Source organism: Streptomyces sp. NPDC048566 (assembly GCF_043199735.1).
In the GTDB taxonomy this organism is placed as follows: Bacteria; Actinomycetota; Actinomycetes; order Streptomycetales; family Streptomycetaceae; genus Streptomyces.
In genome coordinates this window covers 242,970-262,365 of the sequence record NZ_JBICWL010000004.1, presented here as the reverse complement: position 1 = coordinate 262,365, position 19,396 = coordinate 242,970, and the positions used below count along the sequence as shown (strand labels likewise).

Genomic DNA, 19,396 nt, shown 5'->3' with positions numbered 1-19,396 from the left:
TGTGATCGACACCTGACCGGCCGAGGCGGATCCGCCACCCCCGGGACTCTGCGCCCGTGACCCGGATGCCCGTCCTCGCATGCCGCGGCCCTGTCGGGCGGGCATGATCCCCCTAGGGGTGGAAAGGTGAACTGTGTGTCTTTGGGGGTACCCGAACCCCCGACGTACGCCACCGAGGAGGAGGAACCCGTGACCCGCATCGACAGCGTGCGCGCCGCGACCGGCTCGGCGAAGGACAGCGTGCTGCACGCCGCGGAAGTGGTGGCGCCCTACGCCGACACCGCCAAGGACAGGGCCGCGTACTACGCGACCGAGGCTCGCGTCCGGCTCGCACCGAAGGTGGCGCAGGCCGCCGAGCAGGCCCGCGTGCAGTACGACGCCCATCTCGCCCCGCGCCTTGAGCAAGCGCTGACGCACGTTCCGCCCAAGGTCGACCATGCGGCGCAGGAGGCTGCCTTCCGCACCCGGAAGGCGGCACGGCAGGCCGCCGTCTACTCCCGGCCGAAGATCGAGCAGGCCGTGGCGGCTGCCCAGCCGGTCGGCGAGGAGGCCGCCGCCCGCGGCGTCGCGGCCATCGCCGCGCTGCGCGGACAGGTCACGCCCAAGGAGATCCAGCGACTGGTCCGCAAGCACGAGCGTCGGGCCCGGGCCGGTCGTCTCGTCAAGGGAATGGCCGTGCTGGGCATCGTCGTGGGCGGAGCCTTCGCCGTCTGGAAGTGGTGGGACAAGCAGGCCAACCCCGACTGGCTGGTGGAGCCGCCGGCAGCGACCGAGGTTCCCGAGGCCGGCCGCCTGACCTCGGTCGACGGCAGCGGCCAGTCGGACCTGGACCCCGAGGTGCAGGTCAAGGAGGCCCAGGAAGAGGCGGCCGAGCGCGACGACCTGCGCTGAGACCGACCGACGCATCTCCTCGCCGCGGGGCGGAAGACCTGAGGGTCTTCCGCCCCGCGGCGTTGTTTCACGTGGAACATGCGCCGGGCGCGCGAAGGCCCGCCCGGGCCGACTGCGCCCGCTCCGGTCGCGGTGACGTTTGCAACGGTCTTCCTGTGCAGCATCCGTGGAGATGTCGTTGACACGCTGCGCCCACCCGACTACGCGAACTCCTGCGCACCAGCTCACACAGGGGGCGCTCTCCCGGAACCGCCGGCGCCACCGCCCCCTCGACACCCGCACGGAGCCTCCGCGCAGCCCACCGGCACCACCCCTTTGCGCAAAGAAGTGCAACGCATGCAAAGGGATCGAACCGCCGGGCCCGAGAACCCGAGCGCAGGGCGTCTCCCGATCCCCCCGCTTTCCTCAGGCCCCTGCGTTCCGTGTCGGCTGCCCGCCCCACCGGGACGGGGGACTCTTCGGCGCGGGCCGGGCCGCCTCGGCCGACCCGGGCGACAAGGGCGGGCGATCAGCCGTCGGCGGGCGGAGCGGGGACCGCGACGGGCGGCGGCCGCACAGGGGACCGGCCGACGCCTTGAAGGCGTCCGGCCGGTCCGGATGTGGAGCCTAGGGGAGTCGAACCCCTGACATCTGCCATGCAAAGACAGCGCTCTACCAACTGAGCTAAGGCCCCGTAAGAGGAGCGTCCGACCACAGGAACCACCTGCCGACGGGCGCCGAGACCAGAGTACCGGGTCATCCCCGGGATCTCGCAAAAAGATAGGGGGTCCCCGTGGGCGACCACTCTCCGTAAGATGCTCGACGTGGTTCGCGACAGCGAACCACGGTACTTGGGGAAGCGATGGGGAGACGCGATGGACGCCGCACAGCAGGAAGCAACCGCGAGAGCCCGCGAGCTGCAGCGGAACTGGTACGGGGAGCCGTTGGGGGCGCTCTTCCGTAGGCTCATAGAGGACCTGGGCCTGAACCAGGCCCGTCTTGCCGGGGTGCTGGGGCTCTCCGCGCCCATGCTGTCGCAGCTGATGAGCGGCCAGCGGGCCAAGATCGGCAACCCGGCGGTGGTCCAACGGGTGCAACTCCTCCAGGATCTGGCGGGTCAGGTCGCCGACGGCAGCGTCAGCGCCGCCGAGGCGACCGAGCGGATGGACGAGATCAAGAAGTCCCAGGGGGGATCGGTGCTGAGCAACACCACGCAGTCCACGACCAGTTCGGGAGCGCCGACGGTCCGGCGCGTGGTCCGCGAGATCCAGTCCCTGCTGCGGTCGGTGGCCGCCGCGGGAGACATCATCGACGCTGCGGACACCCTCGCCCCGACCCACCCGGAGCTGGCAGAGTTCCTCCGGGTCTACGGCGCGGGCCGCACCTCCGACGCGGTGGCGCACTACCAGTCCCACCAGAACTGAGCAGTCGCCCGGCCGCCGAACACCCGGCCGCGGGGGGCCCGTAGGACCTTCAAGCCGCCGCACGTCCGGCAGCCGGGCACCTCGCAGGAGGTCTCCGGAGCCGGCGCCGAAGGGGAGCGACGCACGACCATGGGTGAGGTCTTCGCCGGCCGGTACGAACTGGTCGACCCGATCGGGCGCGGGGGAGTCGGCGCCGTCTGGCGCGCCTGGGACCACCGGCGGCGCCGTTACGTCGCCGCCAAGGTGCTCCAGCAGAGCGACGCGCACGCCCTGTTGCGCTTCGTGCGGGAACAGGCGCTGCGGATCGACCATCCGCACGTGCTGGCGCCGGCGAGCTGGGCCGCCGACGACGACAAGGTCCTGTTCACCATGGACCTGGTCGCCGGAGGCTCGCTCGTGCACCTGGTCAACGACTACGGCCCGCTGCCCCCCGACTTCGTCCTCACCCTGCTCGACCAGCTTCTCGCGGGCCTCGCCGCCGTCCACGCGGAGGGAGTCGTGCACCGCGACGTCAAACCCGCCAACGTGCTGCTCGAAGCCACCGGGACGGGCCGCCCCCGACTGCGGCTGTCGGACTTCGGCATCGCGATGCGGCTGGGCGAGCCGCGCCTCACCGAGACCGACTACGTGGTGGGAACCCCCGGCTACCTCGCCCCGGAGCAGCTGCTCGGCTCCGAACCCGACTTCCCCGCGGACCTGTTCGCAGCCGGTCTGGTCGCCCTCTACCTGCTGGAGGGAGCGAAGCCCGACGCCAAGGCCCTGATCGAGTACTTCGCCGAACACGGCACGCCCCCGGCTCCCCGCGGCATACCCGAGCCCCTGTGGCAGGTGGTGGCGGCCCTCCTCCAGCCGGACCCCGACGCGCGCTTTCGAACCGCCACCGGGGCCCGTAAGGCGCTCGCGGCAGCGGCCGAACTGCTTCCCGGCCCCGGCCCCGACGACGAGCTGGTCGAGGTGTTCGACCAACTCGGCCCGCTGCCCCGGGGCTTCGGCCCGCAGGGTCCTCTCGAAAAGGGTTCGCCCGCGGTGCCGCCCGGCGGGAACCCGGCAGCCGTGCACTCCCCCGGGCACCCGGACAGCACGGCGGCGCACCTCGGTCCGAGCCCGCGCGAGAGCGCCCGCCGGAGCGCCGGCGGCGCCACAGGCGGCACGGAGCACGAGCCACCGGACAGCGGGCCCGACACACCCACCGGCACCGGACCGGGCAGCCACAACGACACGGACGACGGCACAGCCGGCGGCGGCCCCGCGTTCCGGTCGAACCCGCCGCTCCCGCACCCCGCAGCCGACGGCTCCGTCTCCGACGGCGTTCCGGTCCGGCCCGACCCCGACAGCGGGGCCGCACCCCACCTCGGCGGCGGACGCACCGCGGACGCGCACCCCGCTCCCTCCCAGCGCGTCCCGGGGCCCCGCCCCGGGACGCGCGGCGCCGCGGACTCCGCACCCGCCTCGTCCACGCCCTCGACCGCAATGTCCGAGACCGGCAGCTTCCACCTGCCCCCGCCCAGGCCCTCCGGTACGAACGCCGCCCCGGCGCCGTCTCCGTACGAGGGCGGCGCGCAACTCCCGCACCCGCACGCTGCCGACCGGTCGGGGGAGCGTCCGCCCGAGGTCCACCGGACCGCGGGCGAGCCCCCGTCCCCCGCGCCCCGCGTCTCGGCGCCGCTCCCCCCTCTCGCTCCGCCGTCCGCCTCGCAGCAGGTGCCCGCCTCCCCGCGTCCCGCGCCTCCGGCGGCCCGTCGGCCCGATCCCCGGGCCGTCCCGGCGCCGCAGGACCCGCCCACCCCCACGGCCCCGTACACCTCTCGGTCCGCTCAGGCTCCGTACACCCGGGTCGCGCCCCCGGCGGGGCGGCGACGAGGCGGGAGAGCCCGGCCGCGCCCGGGGCCGCCCGCGCGGGTCGCGATGTCGATGCTGGTGCTGGCGCTGGCCTGCTTCGCCGTGGGTTTCTGGGCGCTGTCCCGGATCTGACGGCCGACCGGACCACCCCCACGGCGCCGGCCCCGGTGTCCCGGGAGGGACGTCACCTCTGTCGCCCGCCGCCGGAGTACGCGGCCCACCCGGGCTCGTGGCGCACGGCACGGCAGTTCCCCGCGCACGACGGGCGAACGGCGCGCGGGCTCCGTGGCGCGCCGAGAGCGACGGGCGCGGGGTTTCCCGGCGGCGGGCCGACAGGCGGAACGAGTCACCCGTTCCGCGAGGCCTCGTGGTTCCGCACCGCGCGACGCGAAGCCGGTGCCGTGTCCGCCTCGGCGTCCGTCGACGCGAGCCCGTAGGCGGGCAGCGGCCCTCGCCGCGCGGCCACGGTCCACGCTCCGAGCGTCAGGACCAGCAGGCTGCCCGCACCGATACCGCCCACGGCCAGCAGTTTCATGAGGAGACGCCCGCCGTCGCCGGCCCGGGCGCCCGTCCGCCCTCCCGCCGCACGGGCGGCCTCCGCCTCGGCGTCGAACACGTCCGGTGGGTCGGCCCGCCCGGCGTAGGCGGGCCCGGGCCGTGGCGATCCGCTCACGCGCACCCGCAGGGTCAGCCCGAACGGTCCGTCGCCGAAGCGGTCGGCGACCTGCTCGGCGAGGTGGACCACGAGGTAGTAGGACCCCGCGAAGCGCATACCGCTCACGCGGTCGCTGAGCGCGTACCGGTTCTCGTAGGCGACGGGAGGGAGCGAGGCGAGCGCGGCGGTCCGCTGCCGCCCGTCGTATCCCGCGCCGACATCGTCGACGAAGCCGCGCACGGGGTTGTAGAGGGACACGGCGAGGGCGGTTCCCACATAACCGTCGCCCCCCGGCGAACTCCCCAGTTCGGCGGTGGCGTGGAACTGCTGGCCCCAGTCGACGGGGACCTTGTAGAAGCGGGTCTCTCCCGGGCTGACGCGGTCCCCCCACACGCCCTGGCCGAGGGGGGTCGCGCCGTGGAAGCCCGCGCCCCCGCCGCGCCGCCGCGGCGTTCCCGTGAGCGCCTCCGGGGAGGCGGAGTCCCATGCCTCCGGGGCACGCGTGGCGGCCGGCGCCTTCCTCAGCCCGGGTTCCGACACATAGGCGAGTTCCAGGTCCCAGGCCCGCGCGGCCGAGCCGGACGGATCGGCCGTGGGCGACCTGTCCGACGCACCCCCGGACGACGTGCCCGCTCCACTGCGTTCGACGACCACGAAGTACGTGCCGGCCGCCTGACAGGCGTACCGCTTCCCACCCGTCTCCCGGGCCGCCGACGCGGCGATGGGGTGCGGACTCTGGGTGGCGCCGAAGTGGGCGCTGCCGGAGGGGGAGCAGCTGCGGCCGTCGCCGTCCTGGAGGGAGACCTTGAGACCGTCCGCATAGGAGACGCTCGCCCCCGGCCGGGGGACCGCGGTGGCGGAGACGTACGCGGTGGAGTCGGCGTCGAGTTCGAGACGGTAGTAGAGCCTGCCGCCGCGCCCCGGGGGCCCGATGGAACTCCGGTACGTGTGCCCCGCTTCGAGGCGTACGGAGCCGGTGGTGTCCTCGGCTCCCCGGACACCGGCGGAGCCGGGGGCGAAGGAGTACGGGTCCGGCGCGCCCTGTGCGGCCCAGCCGTGCGGAGCGAGGGCCGACCACAGCACGGCCGCCGACGCGACCGTGAGCGCCCCGCGGCGCCCGTTCCCCGCCCGCCTGTTCGGCGTGCGCACCCCCATGACGCGCCACCCCTCGTCGAAAAGCCCCCTGGCGTGGCCCATCCTGCCTCCTCGGCCACCGCGGCACCGGGCTATCCCGGGGAGCGGCCGAAAGGGAACGGCCGTACGGCCATCAGGTGGTCCCGGCGCCCCGCGCCCCGGCCCCGCAGGCCCGCGGGCGCCCCGGAAAACACAGGACCCCGGCCGCGGGGCGGCCGGGGTCTGCTCTGAGACCGGTGTCGGGACTCACGAACCCGTGGGCACGGAGTCGGTCGCCTCCGTCCACAGATCCTGCTCGGCGCGATCCGCCTGGATCTGGCGGTACACGAGGAGCCCGCCGATGGCGGCCAGTGCGACCAGGAGAAGCTTCTTCACCGCGCGACCTCGTCTTTCGTTGACGTAGGGGACCTCTGGCGCCCGACTATACACACCGGCCGATACCGATCGGTGACCTGGATCGGCCCTCAACTCCGGCCCCGGGGAGACCAGTACGGCCCGGGCGAGCCGCCCTGACCGGAGGGTCGCCACTCGTAACAGGACGTGACATTCTCCGCAATTCAGGGATCTTCCCGGGCCTTTGCGGCCATCCGGGTGGTGTTCATCTGAACATCAACGCGCCACGGGCGTCGGTCCACCACTTCACGGTCGGCATACACATCATGAGGAAAGTACGCAAATCGCCTGACCTGAAAGTGAGGGGCCATGACGCAGAACAAGGTCATGAAGCTCTGGACCGCGGTCGTCACCGCGTTCCTGGCTCTGTGCACGACGCTCGGACTGATCACGACCACCGCGGCCGCCGCGTCCGCCGCAGTACCGCAGGCCGCCGCGGCCGGCAACACCGAGGCGGTCGCCGCCACGCAGGCGGTCGCCCCCTGGGCGCCGGTCCTCAACCGGGCGCTGCCACCGACGATGAAGCAACGGATCCGCGCCGAGGCCCACGGTTCCTCGCCGAGCTGCCGCCACCGCGCGCCGGCCGAGGAGGACGCGGCGGACGGCGCCGCCCTCACCGAGGCCGGGAGCACCGCCGAACCCCCCTGTTCCGAGCCCGCGGCCCTCACCGGTCCCGTCGCGGACCCGATGGCGCCCGAGCTCACCGCTTCCCTCCCCCTCCAGCGCTGACCGGCGCGAGCACGAACACGCGGAACACCGTACGGAGCACGCGGCCGTGCGGGGACCGGACCGCGAACGCGGCGTGGGAAGCAGCCGCAGCACCAGAGCACCGACCCGGGCACGGAACCGCACGAAACCCCGGAACGGAGACGAGCCACGGGCCGCCACAGGCCCCGGCACGGACCCCGGCCGCGGACCTCGCGCACCGCACCCGTACAGGGAACCCGACCGTGGACCGAGCGGGAACCCCAGCGAACCGTGCATGGGAACCCGGACGCGAGATCCGGCATGCCACCGGGTCCGGACGCCCTTCCGCCCCTCCGTGCCCCTGCCTGCACCTCCGCGGAACCCGGGACCCTCACCCCGGTGTTCACGCCTGCCGTAGTCGTTCTCCGCATCACCCGCGGCGGCCGTCACCGCCGTCCCGCATCCCTCGGCACCTCGCGGTGCCGTCCGGCGGGCCCGGTACGACCGGACAGGCCGACGGCGCCACCGACCACCACCCGGCACGGCCCGGCGCGGCACCTGCCGCCCTTGCCCCGGCTTCGGCCGGACCCGGCACGAGCACTCTGCACAGAGCCCCTGACGTAGCGGCGAACTTGCGTACAAAGCACCCAGGGCAAAGGCCCGGCGACTCCCACGAGTTGCCGGGCCTTTCACGTCGTCGTCCGGCCGGGCACACCACCTCGCCCCGACCCGCCGGGGAGACCGCCGCCCCGAGGCTCCGCGCCTCACAGCGCGGGCCCACGGGCGTCGCTCCCGGACTTCTGGAGCCACACCGGCATCGGGGCGAACGAGGCCCTCCGGCACGGCCTCCCACGCCCCCTCCCATTCGCTCCCCCGAACCCGGACCACCGCCGACGCTCCCCCCGGCCCACCGGGGCACGGCACCCCGCCGCCCAGACAACGCAAAGACCCCCAACCGGTACCGGCTGGGGGTCTTGATGCTGTGGGGCTAACAGGATTTGAACCTGTGGCCTCATCCTTATCAGGGATGCGCTCTAACCAACTGAGCTATAGCCCCGCCGCGCTGTGGGTGTGTGTCCCGCGCGCTGACCTCTGAAGATTAGCGCACGACGTGGCCAGTCCCAAAATCGATGGTCAGCGGGCGTTCGAGCGGGCCCTCACTCGTCCTCCGCGAGGGTCAGCTCGACACCGCCGACGAAGCCGGCGGAGAGGTTGTAGATGAACGCGCCGAGGGTCGCGAGAGCCGTCGCGAGGACGACGTCGATGACCGCGATGACGGACGTGAACATCAGGACGTGCGGCAGGGAGAGGAACGACTGGAGGTCGAAGCCGTTCGACTCGTTGGAGCCCGTCGCCTCGGAGATCGTGCCGCCGACGGTCGAGAAGACGCCCATGGCGTCCATGACCATCCACAGCACGGTCGCGGCCACGATCGTGCAGATGCCGAGCGCGATGGACAGCAGGAAGCTGACCTTCATCACCGACCACGGGTCGGCCTTGGCCACCCGCAGCCTCGCCTTGCGGGTACGGGGCGTGGTGCGGGCGCCGGTGCGCGGCCGGCGGACGGCGCCCGCGGGCGCCTGTGCCGGGTACGCCTGCGGCGGGTGGTAGGGCTGGGCCGACTGCTGCCCGTTCCGCTCGCCCGGCAGCGGGGAGCCCGGCGCCGCCGGTCCCGCCGACGCCGCGCCCGGCGCCGAGGGCGCCCCGACCGGGGCCGCCTGCCCGCCCGCGTGATGCTGGGCCTGCCGGCCTCGGGTGTCCGTCACAGTTCCCCCCTGGGATCCATGAGAGTCATGGGAGTCGTCCGCATCCCTGGCGGTGCCACGGCCGCCGTCCGTGTCCGTACCGGTCGATCCGGCGCCCGTGGCTCCGCTCACGATGAACTCACTCCTCGCGCTACTCGGCCGAGGACGGATCGCCCTCTTCCGTGCCGACGGCCTCCACGCCCTCGGCGACGTCGTCGACGGCTACTGCGCCGTCGACCTCCTCCGCCTCACGACCGGCCTCGGCGTTACGTGCGATGCCGACGACGGCATCGCGCTTGCCCAGGTTGATCAGTTGGACGCCCATGGTGTCACGGCCCGTCTCCCTGACCTCGTTGACTCGCGTACGAATCACACCGCCGGACAGTGTGATGGCGAGGATCTCGTCGGTCTCCTCGACCACCAGCGCACCGACGAGCGAGCCGCGGTCCTCCACGATCTTGGCGGCCTTGATGCCCAGGCCACCGCGACCCTGGACGCGGTACTCGTCGACGTTGGTCCGCTTCGCGTACCCACCGTCTGTGGCAGTGAACACGAACGTACCGGGTCGAACAACATTCATCGAGAGCAGCTCGTCGCTCTCGCGGAAACTCATGCCCTTGACGCCCGAGGTCGCACGCCCCATCGGTCGCAGAGCGTCGTCCGTGGCCGTAAACCTGATCGACTGTGCCTTCTTGCTGATCAGCAGCAGATCATCCTCGGCCGAGACCAGCTCGGCTCCGATCAGTTCGTCATCGGATCCGTCCTCCGTCTCACGGAGATTGATCGCGATGACACCGCCCGAGCGGGGCGAATCGTAATCCTTGAGAGGCGTCTTCTTGACCAGTCCGCCCTTGGTGGCGAGCACCAGATACGGGGCCGCCTCGTAGTCGCGGATGGCGAGGATCTCGGCGATCGCCTCGTCCGGCTGGAAGGCCAGCAGGTTGGCGACGTGCTGGCCGCGGGCCTCCCGCCCGGCGTCCGGGAGTTCGTACGCCTTGGCCCGGTAGACGCGGCCCTTGTTGGTGAAGAACAGCAGCCAGTGGTGCGTGGTCGACACGAAGAAGTGGTCGACGATGTCGTCCTGCTTCAGCTTGGTGCCGCGGACGCCCTTGCCGCCGCGCTTCTGCGAGCGGTAGTCCTCGGTCTTCGTCCGCTTGATGTAGCCGCCGCGCGTGATGGTGACGACGATGTCCTCTTCGGCGATCAGGTCCTCGATGGACATGTCGCCGTCGAACGGCACCAGCTTGGAACGGCGGTCGTCGCCGAACTTCTCGACGATCGCGGCGAGCTCCTCGCTGATGATCTCGCGCTGGCGCACCGGCGACGCGAGGATCGCGTTGTACTCGCGGATCTTCGCCTGGAGCTCGTCGTGCTCCTGGATGATCTTCTGGCGCTCCAGGGCGGCCAGCCGGCGAAGCTGCATCTCCAGGATCGCGTTCGCCTGGATCTCGTCGATCTCCAGGAGGCCCATCAGGCCCTCACGCGCGATCTCCACGGTGTCACTGCGCCGGATGAGGGCGATGACCTCGTCGATGGCGTCCAGGGCCTTCAGCAGGCCGCGCAGGATGTGCGCCCGCTCCTCGGCCTTGCGCAGCCGGAACTTCGTCCTGCGGACGATGACCTCGATCTGGTGCGCGACCCAGTGGCGGATGAACGCGTCCAGCGAGAGCGTGCGCGGCACCCCGTCGACGAGCGCCAGCATGTTCGCGCCGAAGTTCGTCTGGAGGTCGGTGTGCTTGTAGAGGTTGTTCAGGACGACCTTGGCGACCGCGTCCCGCTTGAGCACGATCACGAGGCGCTGGCCGGTCCGGGAACTCGTCTCGTCCCGGACGTCCGCGATGCCGCCGATCTTGCCGTCCTTGACGAGGTCGGCGATCTTCTGGGCCAGGTTGTCGGGGTTGACCTGGTAGGGGAGCTCGGTGACCACCAGGCACTGGCGGTTCTGGATCTCCTCGACCGCGACGACCGCCCGCATGGTGATGGAGCCGCGGCCCGTGCGGTATGCCTCCTCGATGCCCTTGCGGCCGACGACGAGGGCGCCCGTGGGGAAGTCCGGGCCCTTGATGCGCTCGATGAGGGCGTCGAGGAGTTCCTCGTGGGAGGCCTCGGGGTTCTCCAGGTACCACTGCGCCCCGGCCGCGACCTCGCGCAGGTTGTGCGGCGGGATGTTGGTCGCCATGCCGACCGCGATGCCGGCGGAGCCGTTGATCAGCAGGTTCGGGAAGCGGGAGGGCAGGACGGTCGGCTCCTGGGAGCGCCCGTCGTAGTTGTCGGTGAAATCGACGGTCTCCTCGTCGATGTCACGGACCATCTCCATGGACAGCGGCGCCATCTTGCACTCGGTGTACCGCATGGCGGCGGCCGGGTCGTTGCCCGGGGAACCGAAGTTGCCGTTGGAGTCCACCAGGGGCATCCGCATCGACCACGGCTGCGCCAGGCGGACCAGCGCGTCGTAGATCGAGGAGTCGCCGTGCGGGTGGTAGTTGCCCATGACGTCGCCGACGACGCGGGCGCACTTGTAGAAGCCCTTCTCGGGCCGGTACCCGCCGTCGTACATGGCGTACAGGACGCGGCGGTGGACGGGCTTGAGGCCGTCCCGCACGTCGGGCAGCGCGCGCGACACGATGACGGACATCGCGTAGTCGAGGTACGAGCGCTGCATCTCGGTCTCGAGCCCGACGGGCTCGACGCGCAGGACGGTCTCGCCGGCCTCTGCGGGCGTGCTGGGGGTGTTCTCGTCGGCCATTGCTGGTGAAGATCCTTTCTGACGCGGTCAGCTGAGACCGACTCAGATGTCGAGGAAGCGGACGTCCTTGGCGTTGCGCTGGATGAACGCGCGGCGGGCCTCGACGTCCTCGCCCATCAGGACCGAGAACAGGTCGTCGGCCTGGGCGGCGTCGTCGAGGGTGACCTGGCCGAGGACGCGGTGCTCCTGGTCCATGGTCGTGATGCGCAGTTCCTCGGCGTTCATCTCGCCGAGACCCTTGAAGCGCTGGACCGAGTCGTCCTTGACGCGCTTGCCGTTCTGCCGGCCCAGCTCGATCAGCGCGTCCCGCTCACGGTCCGAGTACGCGTACTCGAAGTCGTCGCGGCCCCACTTGATCTTGTAGAGCGGCGGGCGGGACAGGAACACGTGACCGGCCTCGACCAGCGGCCGCATGAAGCGGAACAGGAAGGTCAGCAGCAGCGTGTTGATGTGCTGGCCGTCGACATCGGCGTCCGCCATCAGGATGATCTTGTGATAGCGCAGCTTCTCGATGTCGAAGTCCTCGTGGACCCCGGTGCCGAAGGCGGAGATCAGCGCCTGGATCTCCTGGTTCTGCAGGATCTTGTCGATCCGCGCCTTCTCGACGTTGAGGATCTTGCCCCGGATCGGGAGGATGGCCTGGTACTGCGGGTTGCGGCCGGACTTGGCCGAGCCGCCGGCGGAGTCACCCTCGACGATGAAGATCTCGCACTTGGTGGGATCGTTCGACTGGCAGTCGGACAGCTTGCCCGGCAGGGACGCCGACTCCAGCAGGCCCTTGCGGCGGGTGAGGTCACGCGCCTTGCGGGCCGCCACCCGCGCGGTGGCCGCCTGGATGGACTTCCGGATGATGTCCACGGCCTCGTTCGGATTGCGGTCCAGCCAGTCGTTGAGGTGCTCGTAGACCGCGCGCTGGACGAAGGTCTTCGCCTCCGTGTTGCCCAGCTTGGTCTTGGTCTGGCCCTCGAACTGCGGCTCGCTCAGCTTGACCGAGATGATCGCCGTCAGACCCTCGCGGATGTCGTCGCCCGTGAGGTTGTCGTCCTTCTCGCGGAGCAGCTTCTTGTCCCGCGCGTACTTGTTGATGAGCGAGGTCAGCGCCGCACGGAAGCCCTCCTCGTGCGTACCGCCCTCGTGCGTGTGGATGATGTTGGCGAAGGAGTAGACGCCCTCGCTGTACCCGCTGTTCCACTGCATCGCGACCTCAAGGGACAGGCTCTTGTCCTTGTCCTCCGCCTCCAGGTCGATGACGGTGGGGTGCACCGCCTCTCCCTTGCGGGAGTTGAGGTACTTCACGAAGTCGACGATGCCGCCCTCGTAGTGGTACGTGACGGACTTGACCTCGTCCTTCTCGTCCGCGCCCGCCTCGTCCGCGCCCGCGGTGGCCTTGGCCGACTCGCGCTCGTCGGTGAGCCTGATCGTCAGGCCCTTGTTCAGGAACGCCATCTCCTGGAAACGCCGCGAGAGGGTCTCGAAGGAGTAGTCCGTGGTCTCGAAGATGTCGGGGTCGGCCCAGAAGGTGACCGAGGTGCCCGTCTCCTCCGTGGCCTCGTGCCGGACCAGCGGGGCGGTCGGCACGCCCATCTTGTAGTCCTGGGTGTGCCGGTGGCCGTCCGTCCTGACCTCGACGGCGACCTTGCTCGACAGGGCGTTCACGACGGAGACGCCGACGCCGTGCAGACCACCGGAGACCGCGTACCCGCCGCCGCCGAACTTGCCGCCCGCGTGCAGCACGGTCAGCACGACCTCCAGGGCCGGCTTGCCCTCGGACGCGACGATGCCCACGGGGATGCCCCGGCCGTTGTCGACGACGCGGACGCCGCCGTCCGGGAGGATCGTGACGTCGATCGTGTCGGCGTGGCCGGCGAGCGCCTCGTCGACCGAGTTGTCCACCACCTCGTACACGAGGTGGTGGAGTCCGCGCTCACCGGTCGAGCCGATGTACATGCCGGGTCGCTTGCGGACCGCGTCCAGACCCTCGAGGACGGTGATGGCGCTGGCGTCGTACGAGGCCGTGGCCTCGGTGCCGACGCCGGCGTCGGTGGACGGGATGTTCTCGTTGGGGTTGCCGGAATCGGCCACGAAGCGCCCTTTCTGGCACAGCACGAGCCGGACTGCCGGCGGGTGGCCGGAGCGGCTGCGGCATGTTGCGTTGGTAAGCCTGAGTCAGCGTTGCTCGGTGCGTCCCACAAGTGGGGCGGGATTAGCCTCCAGTCTACCGGTAGCGCCGACAGTGATGGGGGTTTGCCGGTACCTGAGTCCGCATGTGCCGCCCTGAACCGGACTCGGCCGACTCCCCATATACGGACCCGGGCCCAAAGAGGCTCACAGCGGCACTCAGCGCTTCCAGGTGTCAACCCTTGGCTACTGGGAAGTCAGGTCGCTCTTCGCAACCGCATCCGGTTGCCGCCGGCGCCCCGGCGATCACGGCAGGATCGGTCGTCCGCGGTGCCGGAAACGGGTCTCCCGGTCCGCCGGGCACCCCTCTGAACAGGGAAGACGCCGGATCTCACCGATCACCGCGCGGGACGCGCGGCACGACGTCCGGTCCGTGCGGGGTGCGCCGGCCCGGCGGCGCACCCCGCACGGCGACGGCGGACGGCCGGGATGGACGGGGCGCGAGGCGAACCGCGGGACGGTCGGGAGGCAGCCGTGGGGCGGCGGGCGGCGGACCGCCGAACCCAGCGCCCACCGCGCGCGGCTCATCCGTAGGTGTCGCCGGGACCCTTGCTGCCGGGAGCCCGCAGCGGGCCGTACCGGCGCTCGGGGCCTCCCGGCCCCAGCACCTTGATCAGCCGCACGGCGCCGTGGCCGAGGTCCTGGTTCAGCCGCGCGACGAGCTGGGGGGCCAGCAGCCGCAACTGCGTCGCCCAGGCGGTGGAGTCGCACTGCACGGTCAGCACCCGCTCGGCCGGGTCCTCGTCGTAGCGCAGCGGGACGCAGTGCTTGGCCAGGTCCTCGCCGACGATCTGCGGCCAGCGCCCCATCACACCGCCCACGGCGGCGGGGGTCTCCCAGCCGCGCTCGGTGAGCAGCCGGTTGATGGCCGCGCCGAGCGCCATGGGGTCACGGCCGTCGGCCGCCGCGCCGGAGCGCAGGCCACCACCGCGGCGGGCCTGCTTCCGCTGCTGTGCCGCGTCCCCGCGCGCGCGGGCCTGCTCCTTGGCGGCGCGCAGCGCCACCCGCGCGAGGTCGACGCCGGAGGGTTCGGGCGCCCTCGCGCGCGTGCCGTCGCCGGACCCGCCCCCGGCACCCGTTCCCGGTGTGTTCTCCGTCATACGCGCTCGACCGTGCCCTCGGACACCGCGTACCGCGTGCCGGCCAGGACCCCGGGCACGTCGTCGTCCACCGCGGCCGTCACCAGCACCTGCTCGCCGTCGGCGACGAGTTCCGCGAGCCGCTCCCGGCGCCGGCTGTCGAGTTCGGCGAACACGTCGTCGAGGACCAGCACCGGTTCGTTGCCCTCGGCCCGCAGCAGGTCGTAGGAGGCGAGGCGGAGCGCGAGCGCGTAGGACCAGGACTCGCCGTGGGAGGCGTACCCCTTGGCGGGGAGCCGGCCGAGCTTGAGCACCAGGTCGTCGCGGTGCGGTCCCACGAGGGTCACCCCGCGCTCGATCTCGGACGGGCGGGACTCCTCCAGGGCGGTGACGAGCTGGGCGTGGAGTTCCTCGCGCGTGTGGCCCGTCATGCCGGGCGAGGATGCCTTGTACTCCAGGGACAGAGGCCCGCCGCCGGGCGCGAGCTGCTCGTAGGCCTTGTCGGCCAGCGGCTGGAGGGCCGCGACCAGGTCCAGGCGCCGGGCGAGCAGTTCGGCACCCACGCGTGCGAGGTGCTGGTCCCAGACGTCGAGCGTCGACAGGTCCAGGGTGCGTCCGCCGTGCCGGCGGGCCAGCGCGGCCGACTTCAGCAGGGTGTTGCGCTGCTTGAGCACGCGGTCGTAGTCGGAGCGGACGCCCGCCATGCGCGGGGAGCGCGCGGTGATCAGCTCGTCGAGGAAGCGGCGCCGCTCGCCGGGATCGCCCTTGACCAGGGCGAGGTCCTCGGGCGCGAACAGCACGGTCCGCACGATGCCGAGCACGTCGCGCGGCCTGACCTGCGAGGACCGGTTGATCCGGGCGCGGTTGGCCTTGCCCGGGTTCAGCTCCAGTTCGACGAGCTGCCGGCGCTCTCCCTGGCGGACGTCGGCCCGGACGATCGCGCGCTCGGCCCCCATCCGGACCAGGGGGGCGTCCGAGGAGACGCGGTGGCTGCCGAGGGTGGCGAGGTAGCCGACGGCCTCGACCAGGTTCGTCTTGCCCTGGCCGTTGGGGCCGACGAACGCGGTGACGCCCGGATCGAGCGGAACCTCGACCCGGGCGTACGAGCGGAAGTCGGCCAGCGACAGGTGCGTGACGTGCATGGTCGTTCGCCGACCTCCCCCAGCGTGGTGTTTCCGGTTTCCCTCCCGGGGCCGGGTCGCCCCGGACCCCGGGTCCATCCCCGGCCGTGGACAGCCGGGCCGCCCCGGGCGCGCGGCCCGGGGCGTCGATCAGGCCTTCTCGACCGCGTGGCCGCCGAACTGGTTGCGCAGCGCCGCGATCATCTTCATCTGCGGCGAGTCGTCCTGCCGCGAGGCGAAGCGGGCGAAGAGCGACGCGGTGATCGCGGGGAGCGGCACCGCGTGGTCGATGGCGGCCTCCACCGTCCACCGGCCCTCGCCGGAGTCCTGTGCGTAGCCCTTGAGCTTCTCCAGGTGCTCGTCCTCGTCCAGCGCGTTCACGGCGAGGTCGAGCAGCCAGGAGCGGATGACCGTGCCCTCCTGCCAGGAGCGGAAGACCTCCCGCACGTCCGTCACGGAGTCGGCCTTCTCCAGCAGCTCCCAGCCCTCGGCGTACGCCTGCATCATGGCGTACTCGATGCCGTTGTGGACCATCTTCGCGAAGTGGCCCGCGCCGACCTTGCCCGCGTGCACCGCGCCGAAGTCGCCCTCCGGCTTGAGCGCGTCGAAGACGGGCTGCACCTTGGCGACGTTCTCGGGGGTGCCCCCGTACATCAGGGCGTAGCCGTTCTCCAGGCCCCAGACGCCGCCGGAGACACCGCAGTCGACGAAGCCGATACCCTTGATGCCCAGCTCGACGGCGTGCTTCTCGTCGTCCGTCCAGCGCGAGTTGCCGCCGTCCACGACGACGTCGCCCGGCTCCAGCAGGGCCGCGAGTTCGTCGATGGTGGACTGGGTCGCGGCGCCGGCGGGGACCATCACCCACACCACACGCGGGCCCTTGAGCCTGCCCACCAGGTCTTCCAGGCTGTTGACGTCCGCGAGGTCCGGGTTGCGGTCGTATCCGATGACGGTGTGGCCGGCGCGGCGGATCCGCTCGCGCATGTTGCCGCCCATCTTGCCGAGGCCGACGAGACCGAGCTCCATCAGTTGGTTCCTTAGGGGTTGCGACGTGGCGTGGGGGCACTCTCGTACCCGGGTCCGAGCCTAGACCCGGGGGTAGCACCCACGCCTTTCGGGCACCCGGGGAACACCTGCGCATTTGGGGGCAGAGCCGCTCAGACGTGTACTCCGTCCGTGGTGCGCGCCCCGCCGGTCCGGTGGGACCGGCGGGCCGGGGCCGTCAGCCCGAGAGGCGGACCGGCATGATCAGGTACTTGTAGGCCTCGTCCGCCTCGGCGTCCAGGGCCGGCTTGCCGCTCAGCAGGGCGGGCTTGGTGGAGGTGGTGAAGGACAGCTGGGCGACCGGGGAGTCGATGGCGCTCAGGCCGTCGAGCAGGAACGTCGGGTTGAAGGCGATCGAGACGTCGTCGCCCTCCAGCTGGGCGTCGACCCTTTCCACAGCCTGTGCGTCGTCGCTGGAGCCGGCCTCCAGGATCAGCACGCCCTGCTCGAAGCTGAGGCGCACCGGGGTGTTCCGCTCGGCCACCAGGGCGACGCGCTTGACGGCCTCCACGAACGGCGCGGTCTCGATGACGGCGATCGAGTTGAACTCCGTCGGGAACAGCGAGCGGTACTTCGGCAGATCGCCCTCGAGCAGCCGGGTGGTCGTCCGCCGCCCGGCCCCCTCGAAGCCGATGAGCCCCTCGCCGGCGCCGGAGCCGGAGAGCGCCAGGATGACGCTGTCGCCGCTGGTGAGGGCCTTGGCGGTGTCGAGCAGGGTCTTGGCGGGCACCAGGGCCACCGCGGACGCCTCGGGGTTCTCGGGCTTCCACAGGAACTCGCGGACGGCGAAGCGGTACCGGTCGGTGGACGCCAGGGTGACCGTGTCGCCCTCGATCTCGATCCGCACACCGGTGAGCACGGGGAGCGTGTCGTCGCGGCCCGCGGCGATGGCCACCTGGGCGGCGGCGGAGGCGAAGACCTCGCCCGGGACGGTGCCCGTCGCCGACGGCATCTGCGGAAGGGCCGGGTACTCCTCCACAGGCAGTGTGTGGAGGGTGAAGCGCGACGAGCCGCAGACCACGGTCGCCCGTACACCGTCTGTGGAGATCTCCACCGGCCGGTTGGGCAGGGCGCGGCAGATGTCGGCGAGGAGCCGGCCGGAGACGAGGACGGTGCCCTCCTCGTCGACCTCGGCGTCCACCGAGACCCGCGCCGAGACCTCGTAGTCGAAGCTGGAGAGGCTCAGCGCGCCCTCCTCGGCCTTCAGAAGGAGGCCGGCGAGCACAGGCGCCGGCGGACGGGCCGGGAGGCTGCGTGCCGCCCAGGCCACTGCCTCCGCGAGTACGTCGCGTTCCACCCGGATCTTCACCGTTGCCGCCTCCGTCTGTTGCCGGCGCTCTCGCCCTGCTGGCCTTCGTCGTCTGACTCGGTGTCGTTCGGTCCTGTGAGGGGAAGGACACCGGGGACCAGTCTGACGCACCGCGCTGACAGTCGGTGCCCCTCGGGGTCAAGTCGTGCCGAGCGGCAGTCGAGCCTCGGAGAGCGAGTTGTGCACAGCCCCGTCTTCGAAACGGTTCCCAGGCTCTCTCTAGTTGGTCTTAGTAGTAGGCCCTGTGGATACCGTGGATAACCCCGTTTTCGCAGCTCAGAGGCGGTTTTTTGTCCACCGGCCCTGTGGGTGGGGGCGGTGGACAACCCGGCGTCTCTGTGGACGGGGAAAAGTTCTGCACACACGATGCACAGCCGGGGGCCACTTCTCCCCAGCGTCGTCCCCAGCTTTACCCCCGTTCCCCACAGCCCAATCCGGCACCTTGGTGTGACGCCTTTCACTCGACCCGGTGAGATGTCGCGTCACCTTGCCGAACAGTGGACAGAGGTGTGGAGAAGTTGGAGATCGCTGGGGACAACAGGCTCGCATCTGTGGGCCGCCGGTGGACAACTCGATGCACACCCTGTGGATCCATTCGTCGTCCACAGTCTGTGGAAAGTCTTTGTCCACGAATCCACAGGTGGCTGACCTGGTCTGATGGTCCTTCAACAGGCCCGCCTGTGGACACGATAGGGACAACTTCCCGGTCCCCAGGATGTGGACGCCAGAAAGTCACCGAATCTGTGGAGAGTGGCCGTAACCCCGCGAAGATTCGAACAGAAGGTGTCGCCCCGGTAGCGGTGATCGAGGGGTGAGGCGCCTTCGGAAGCGGCTTCAGGGCGCTTCCGGCCGCACACGAGAGCGCTTCCGCGGCACGTGGGGAACCGTCACTCGCGCCGTGGCACGGTCCCGGGACGCCCGGCGGGACCGGTCGGAGGCGACGCGGTCGGCGGGGCCGCCCACCCGGACGGGGACCCGGGCGCCCGGACGCACGGGGGCCGCGCCCTCTGCCGGACGCGGCGAACGAGGGGCGGGCGGGGAACGGCGACGCCGGCCCGCCTGAGCGAGCCGCCGAGCACCGAGGGGTGGGGGGGGGGGGGGCCGGGCCCCCCCCCGGGGGGCCCCCCCGGCGGGCGCGGGGCCCGCCCCCCCCCCCCCGTCCTCCCCGGGTG

At 71.7% G+C, this 19,396-nt stretch carries 13 protein-coding genes and 2 tRNA genes; 4 read left to right on the top strand and 11 right to left on the bottom strand.

Going from position 1 to position 19,396, the window contains the following annotated elements:
* Positions 1–189 precede the first annotated feature (189 nt).
* Positions 190–891 (top strand): DUF5324 family protein, encoded by a 702-nt coding sequence (locus ACGFS9_RS10045; protein WP_393252099.1) that lies wholly within the window; start codon positions 190–192, stop codon positions 889–891.
* Positions 892–1,491: 600 nt separating this feature from the next.
* Here ACGFS9_RS10045 and ACGFS9_RS10040 read toward each other — a convergent pair.
* Positions 1,492–1,564, bottom strand: a tRNA-Ala gene (locus ACGFS9_RS10040).
* A 181-nt stretch (positions 1,565–1,745) separates the two neighbouring features.
* Between ACGFS9_RS10040 and ACGFS9_RS10035 the strand changes: the two genes are divergently transcribed.
* Complete coding sequence (locus tag ACGFS9_RS10035) at positions 1,746–2,294, top strand: helix-turn-helix domain-containing protein (protein ID WP_393251911.1); 549 nt, start codon at positions 1,746–1,748, stop codon at positions 2,292–2,294.
* Between the two features lie 129 nt (positions 2,295–2,423).
* Positions 2,424–4,265: a protein kinase gene (locus ACGFS9_RS10030; RefSeq protein ID WP_393251909.1), complete on the top strand. Its 1,842-nt coding sequence runs from the start codon at positions 2,424–2,426 to the stop codon at positions 4,263–4,265.
* Between the two features lie 214 nt (positions 4,266–4,479).
* Here ACGFS9_RS10030 and ACGFS9_RS10025 read toward each other — a convergent pair whose 3' ends face one another.
* Positions 4,480–5,985, bottom strand: coding sequence for a hypothetical protein (locus ACGFS9_RS10025; protein WP_393251907.1), 1,506 nt, complete (start codon positions 5,983–5,985; stop codon positions 4,480–4,482).
* A gap of 183 nt (positions 5,986–6,168) precedes the next feature.
* Positions 6,169–6,297 (bottom strand): DLW-39 family protein, encoded by a 129-nt coding sequence (locus ACGFS9_RS10020; protein WP_003999697.1) that lies wholly within the window; start codon positions 6,295–6,297, stop codon positions 6,169–6,171.
* A 327-nt stretch (positions 6,298–6,624) separates the two neighbouring features.
* Here ACGFS9_RS10020 and ACGFS9_RS10015 point away from each other — a divergent pair, with 327 nt between their 5' ends.
* Positions 6,625–7,044 (top strand): DUF6344 domain-containing protein, encoded by a 420-nt coding sequence (locus ACGFS9_RS10015; protein WP_393251906.1) that lies wholly within the window; start codon positions 6,625–6,627, stop codon positions 7,042–7,044.
* A gap of 941 nt (positions 7,045–7,985) precedes the next feature.
* Here the strand turns inward: ACGFS9_RS10015 and ACGFS9_RS10010 are convergent.
* The 8 genes from ACGFS9_RS10010 to dnaN all read right to left on the bottom strand — a co-directional run bounded on the left by ACGFS9_RS10010 (position 7,986) and on the right by dnaN (position 18,224).
* Positions 7,986–8,059 (bottom strand) — tRNA-Ile (locus ACGFS9_RS10010).
* 100 nt (positions 8,060–8,159) lie between these two features.
* Positions 8,160–8,879: a DUF3566 domain-containing protein gene (locus ACGFS9_RS10005; RefSeq protein ID WP_393251904.1), complete on the bottom strand. Its 720-nt coding sequence runs from the start codon at positions 8,877–8,879 to the stop codon at positions 8,160–8,162.
* 19 nt (positions 8,880–8,898) lie between these two features.
* Positions 8,899–11,493: a DNA gyrase subunit A gene (gene gyrA, locus ACGFS9_RS10000; protein WP_393251902.1), complete on the bottom strand. Its 2,595-nt coding sequence runs from the start codon at positions 11,491–11,493 to the stop codon at positions 8,899–8,901.
* Between the two features lie 42 nt (positions 11,494–11,535).
* Complete coding sequence (gyrB, locus tag ACGFS9_RS09995; RefSeq protein ID WP_393251901.1) at positions 11,536–13,599, bottom strand: DNA topoisomerase (ATP-hydrolyzing) subunit B; 2,064 nt, start codon at positions 13,597–13,599, stop codon at positions 11,536–11,538.
* 596 nt (positions 13,600–14,195) lie between these two features.
* The gene (locus tag ACGFS9_RS09990) at positions 14,196–14,771 is read right to left on the bottom strand and encodes a DUF721 domain-containing protein (protein ID WP_393251899.1); all 576 of its coding nucleotides are present in this window, start codon (positions 14,769–14,771) and stop codon (positions 14,196–14,198) included.
* Complete coding sequence (gene recF, locus ACGFS9_RS09985; RefSeq protein ID WP_393251898.1) at positions 14,768–15,892, bottom strand: DNA replication/repair protein RecF; 1,125 nt, start codon at positions 15,890–15,892, stop codon at positions 14,768–14,770. Before recF ends, ACGFS9_RS09990 begins: the two co-directional genes overlap by 4 nt.
* 129 nt (positions 15,893–16,021) lie before the next feature.
* A complete protein-coding gene (gnd, locus tag ACGFS9_RS09980) occupies positions 16,022–16,897 on the bottom strand; it encodes a phosphogluconate dehydrogenase (NAD(+)-dependent, decarboxylating) (protein ID WP_393251896.1) in 876 nt (291 codons plus the stop codon).
* Positions 16,898–17,093: 196 nt separating this feature from the next.
* Positions 17,094–18,224: a DNA polymerase III subunit beta gene (gene dnaN / locus ACGFS9_RS09975; RefSeq protein ID WP_393251895.1), complete on the bottom strand. Its 1,131-nt coding sequence runs from the start codon at positions 18,222–18,224 to the stop codon at positions 17,094–17,096.
* Positions 18,225–19,396: the final 1,172 nt, after the last annotated feature.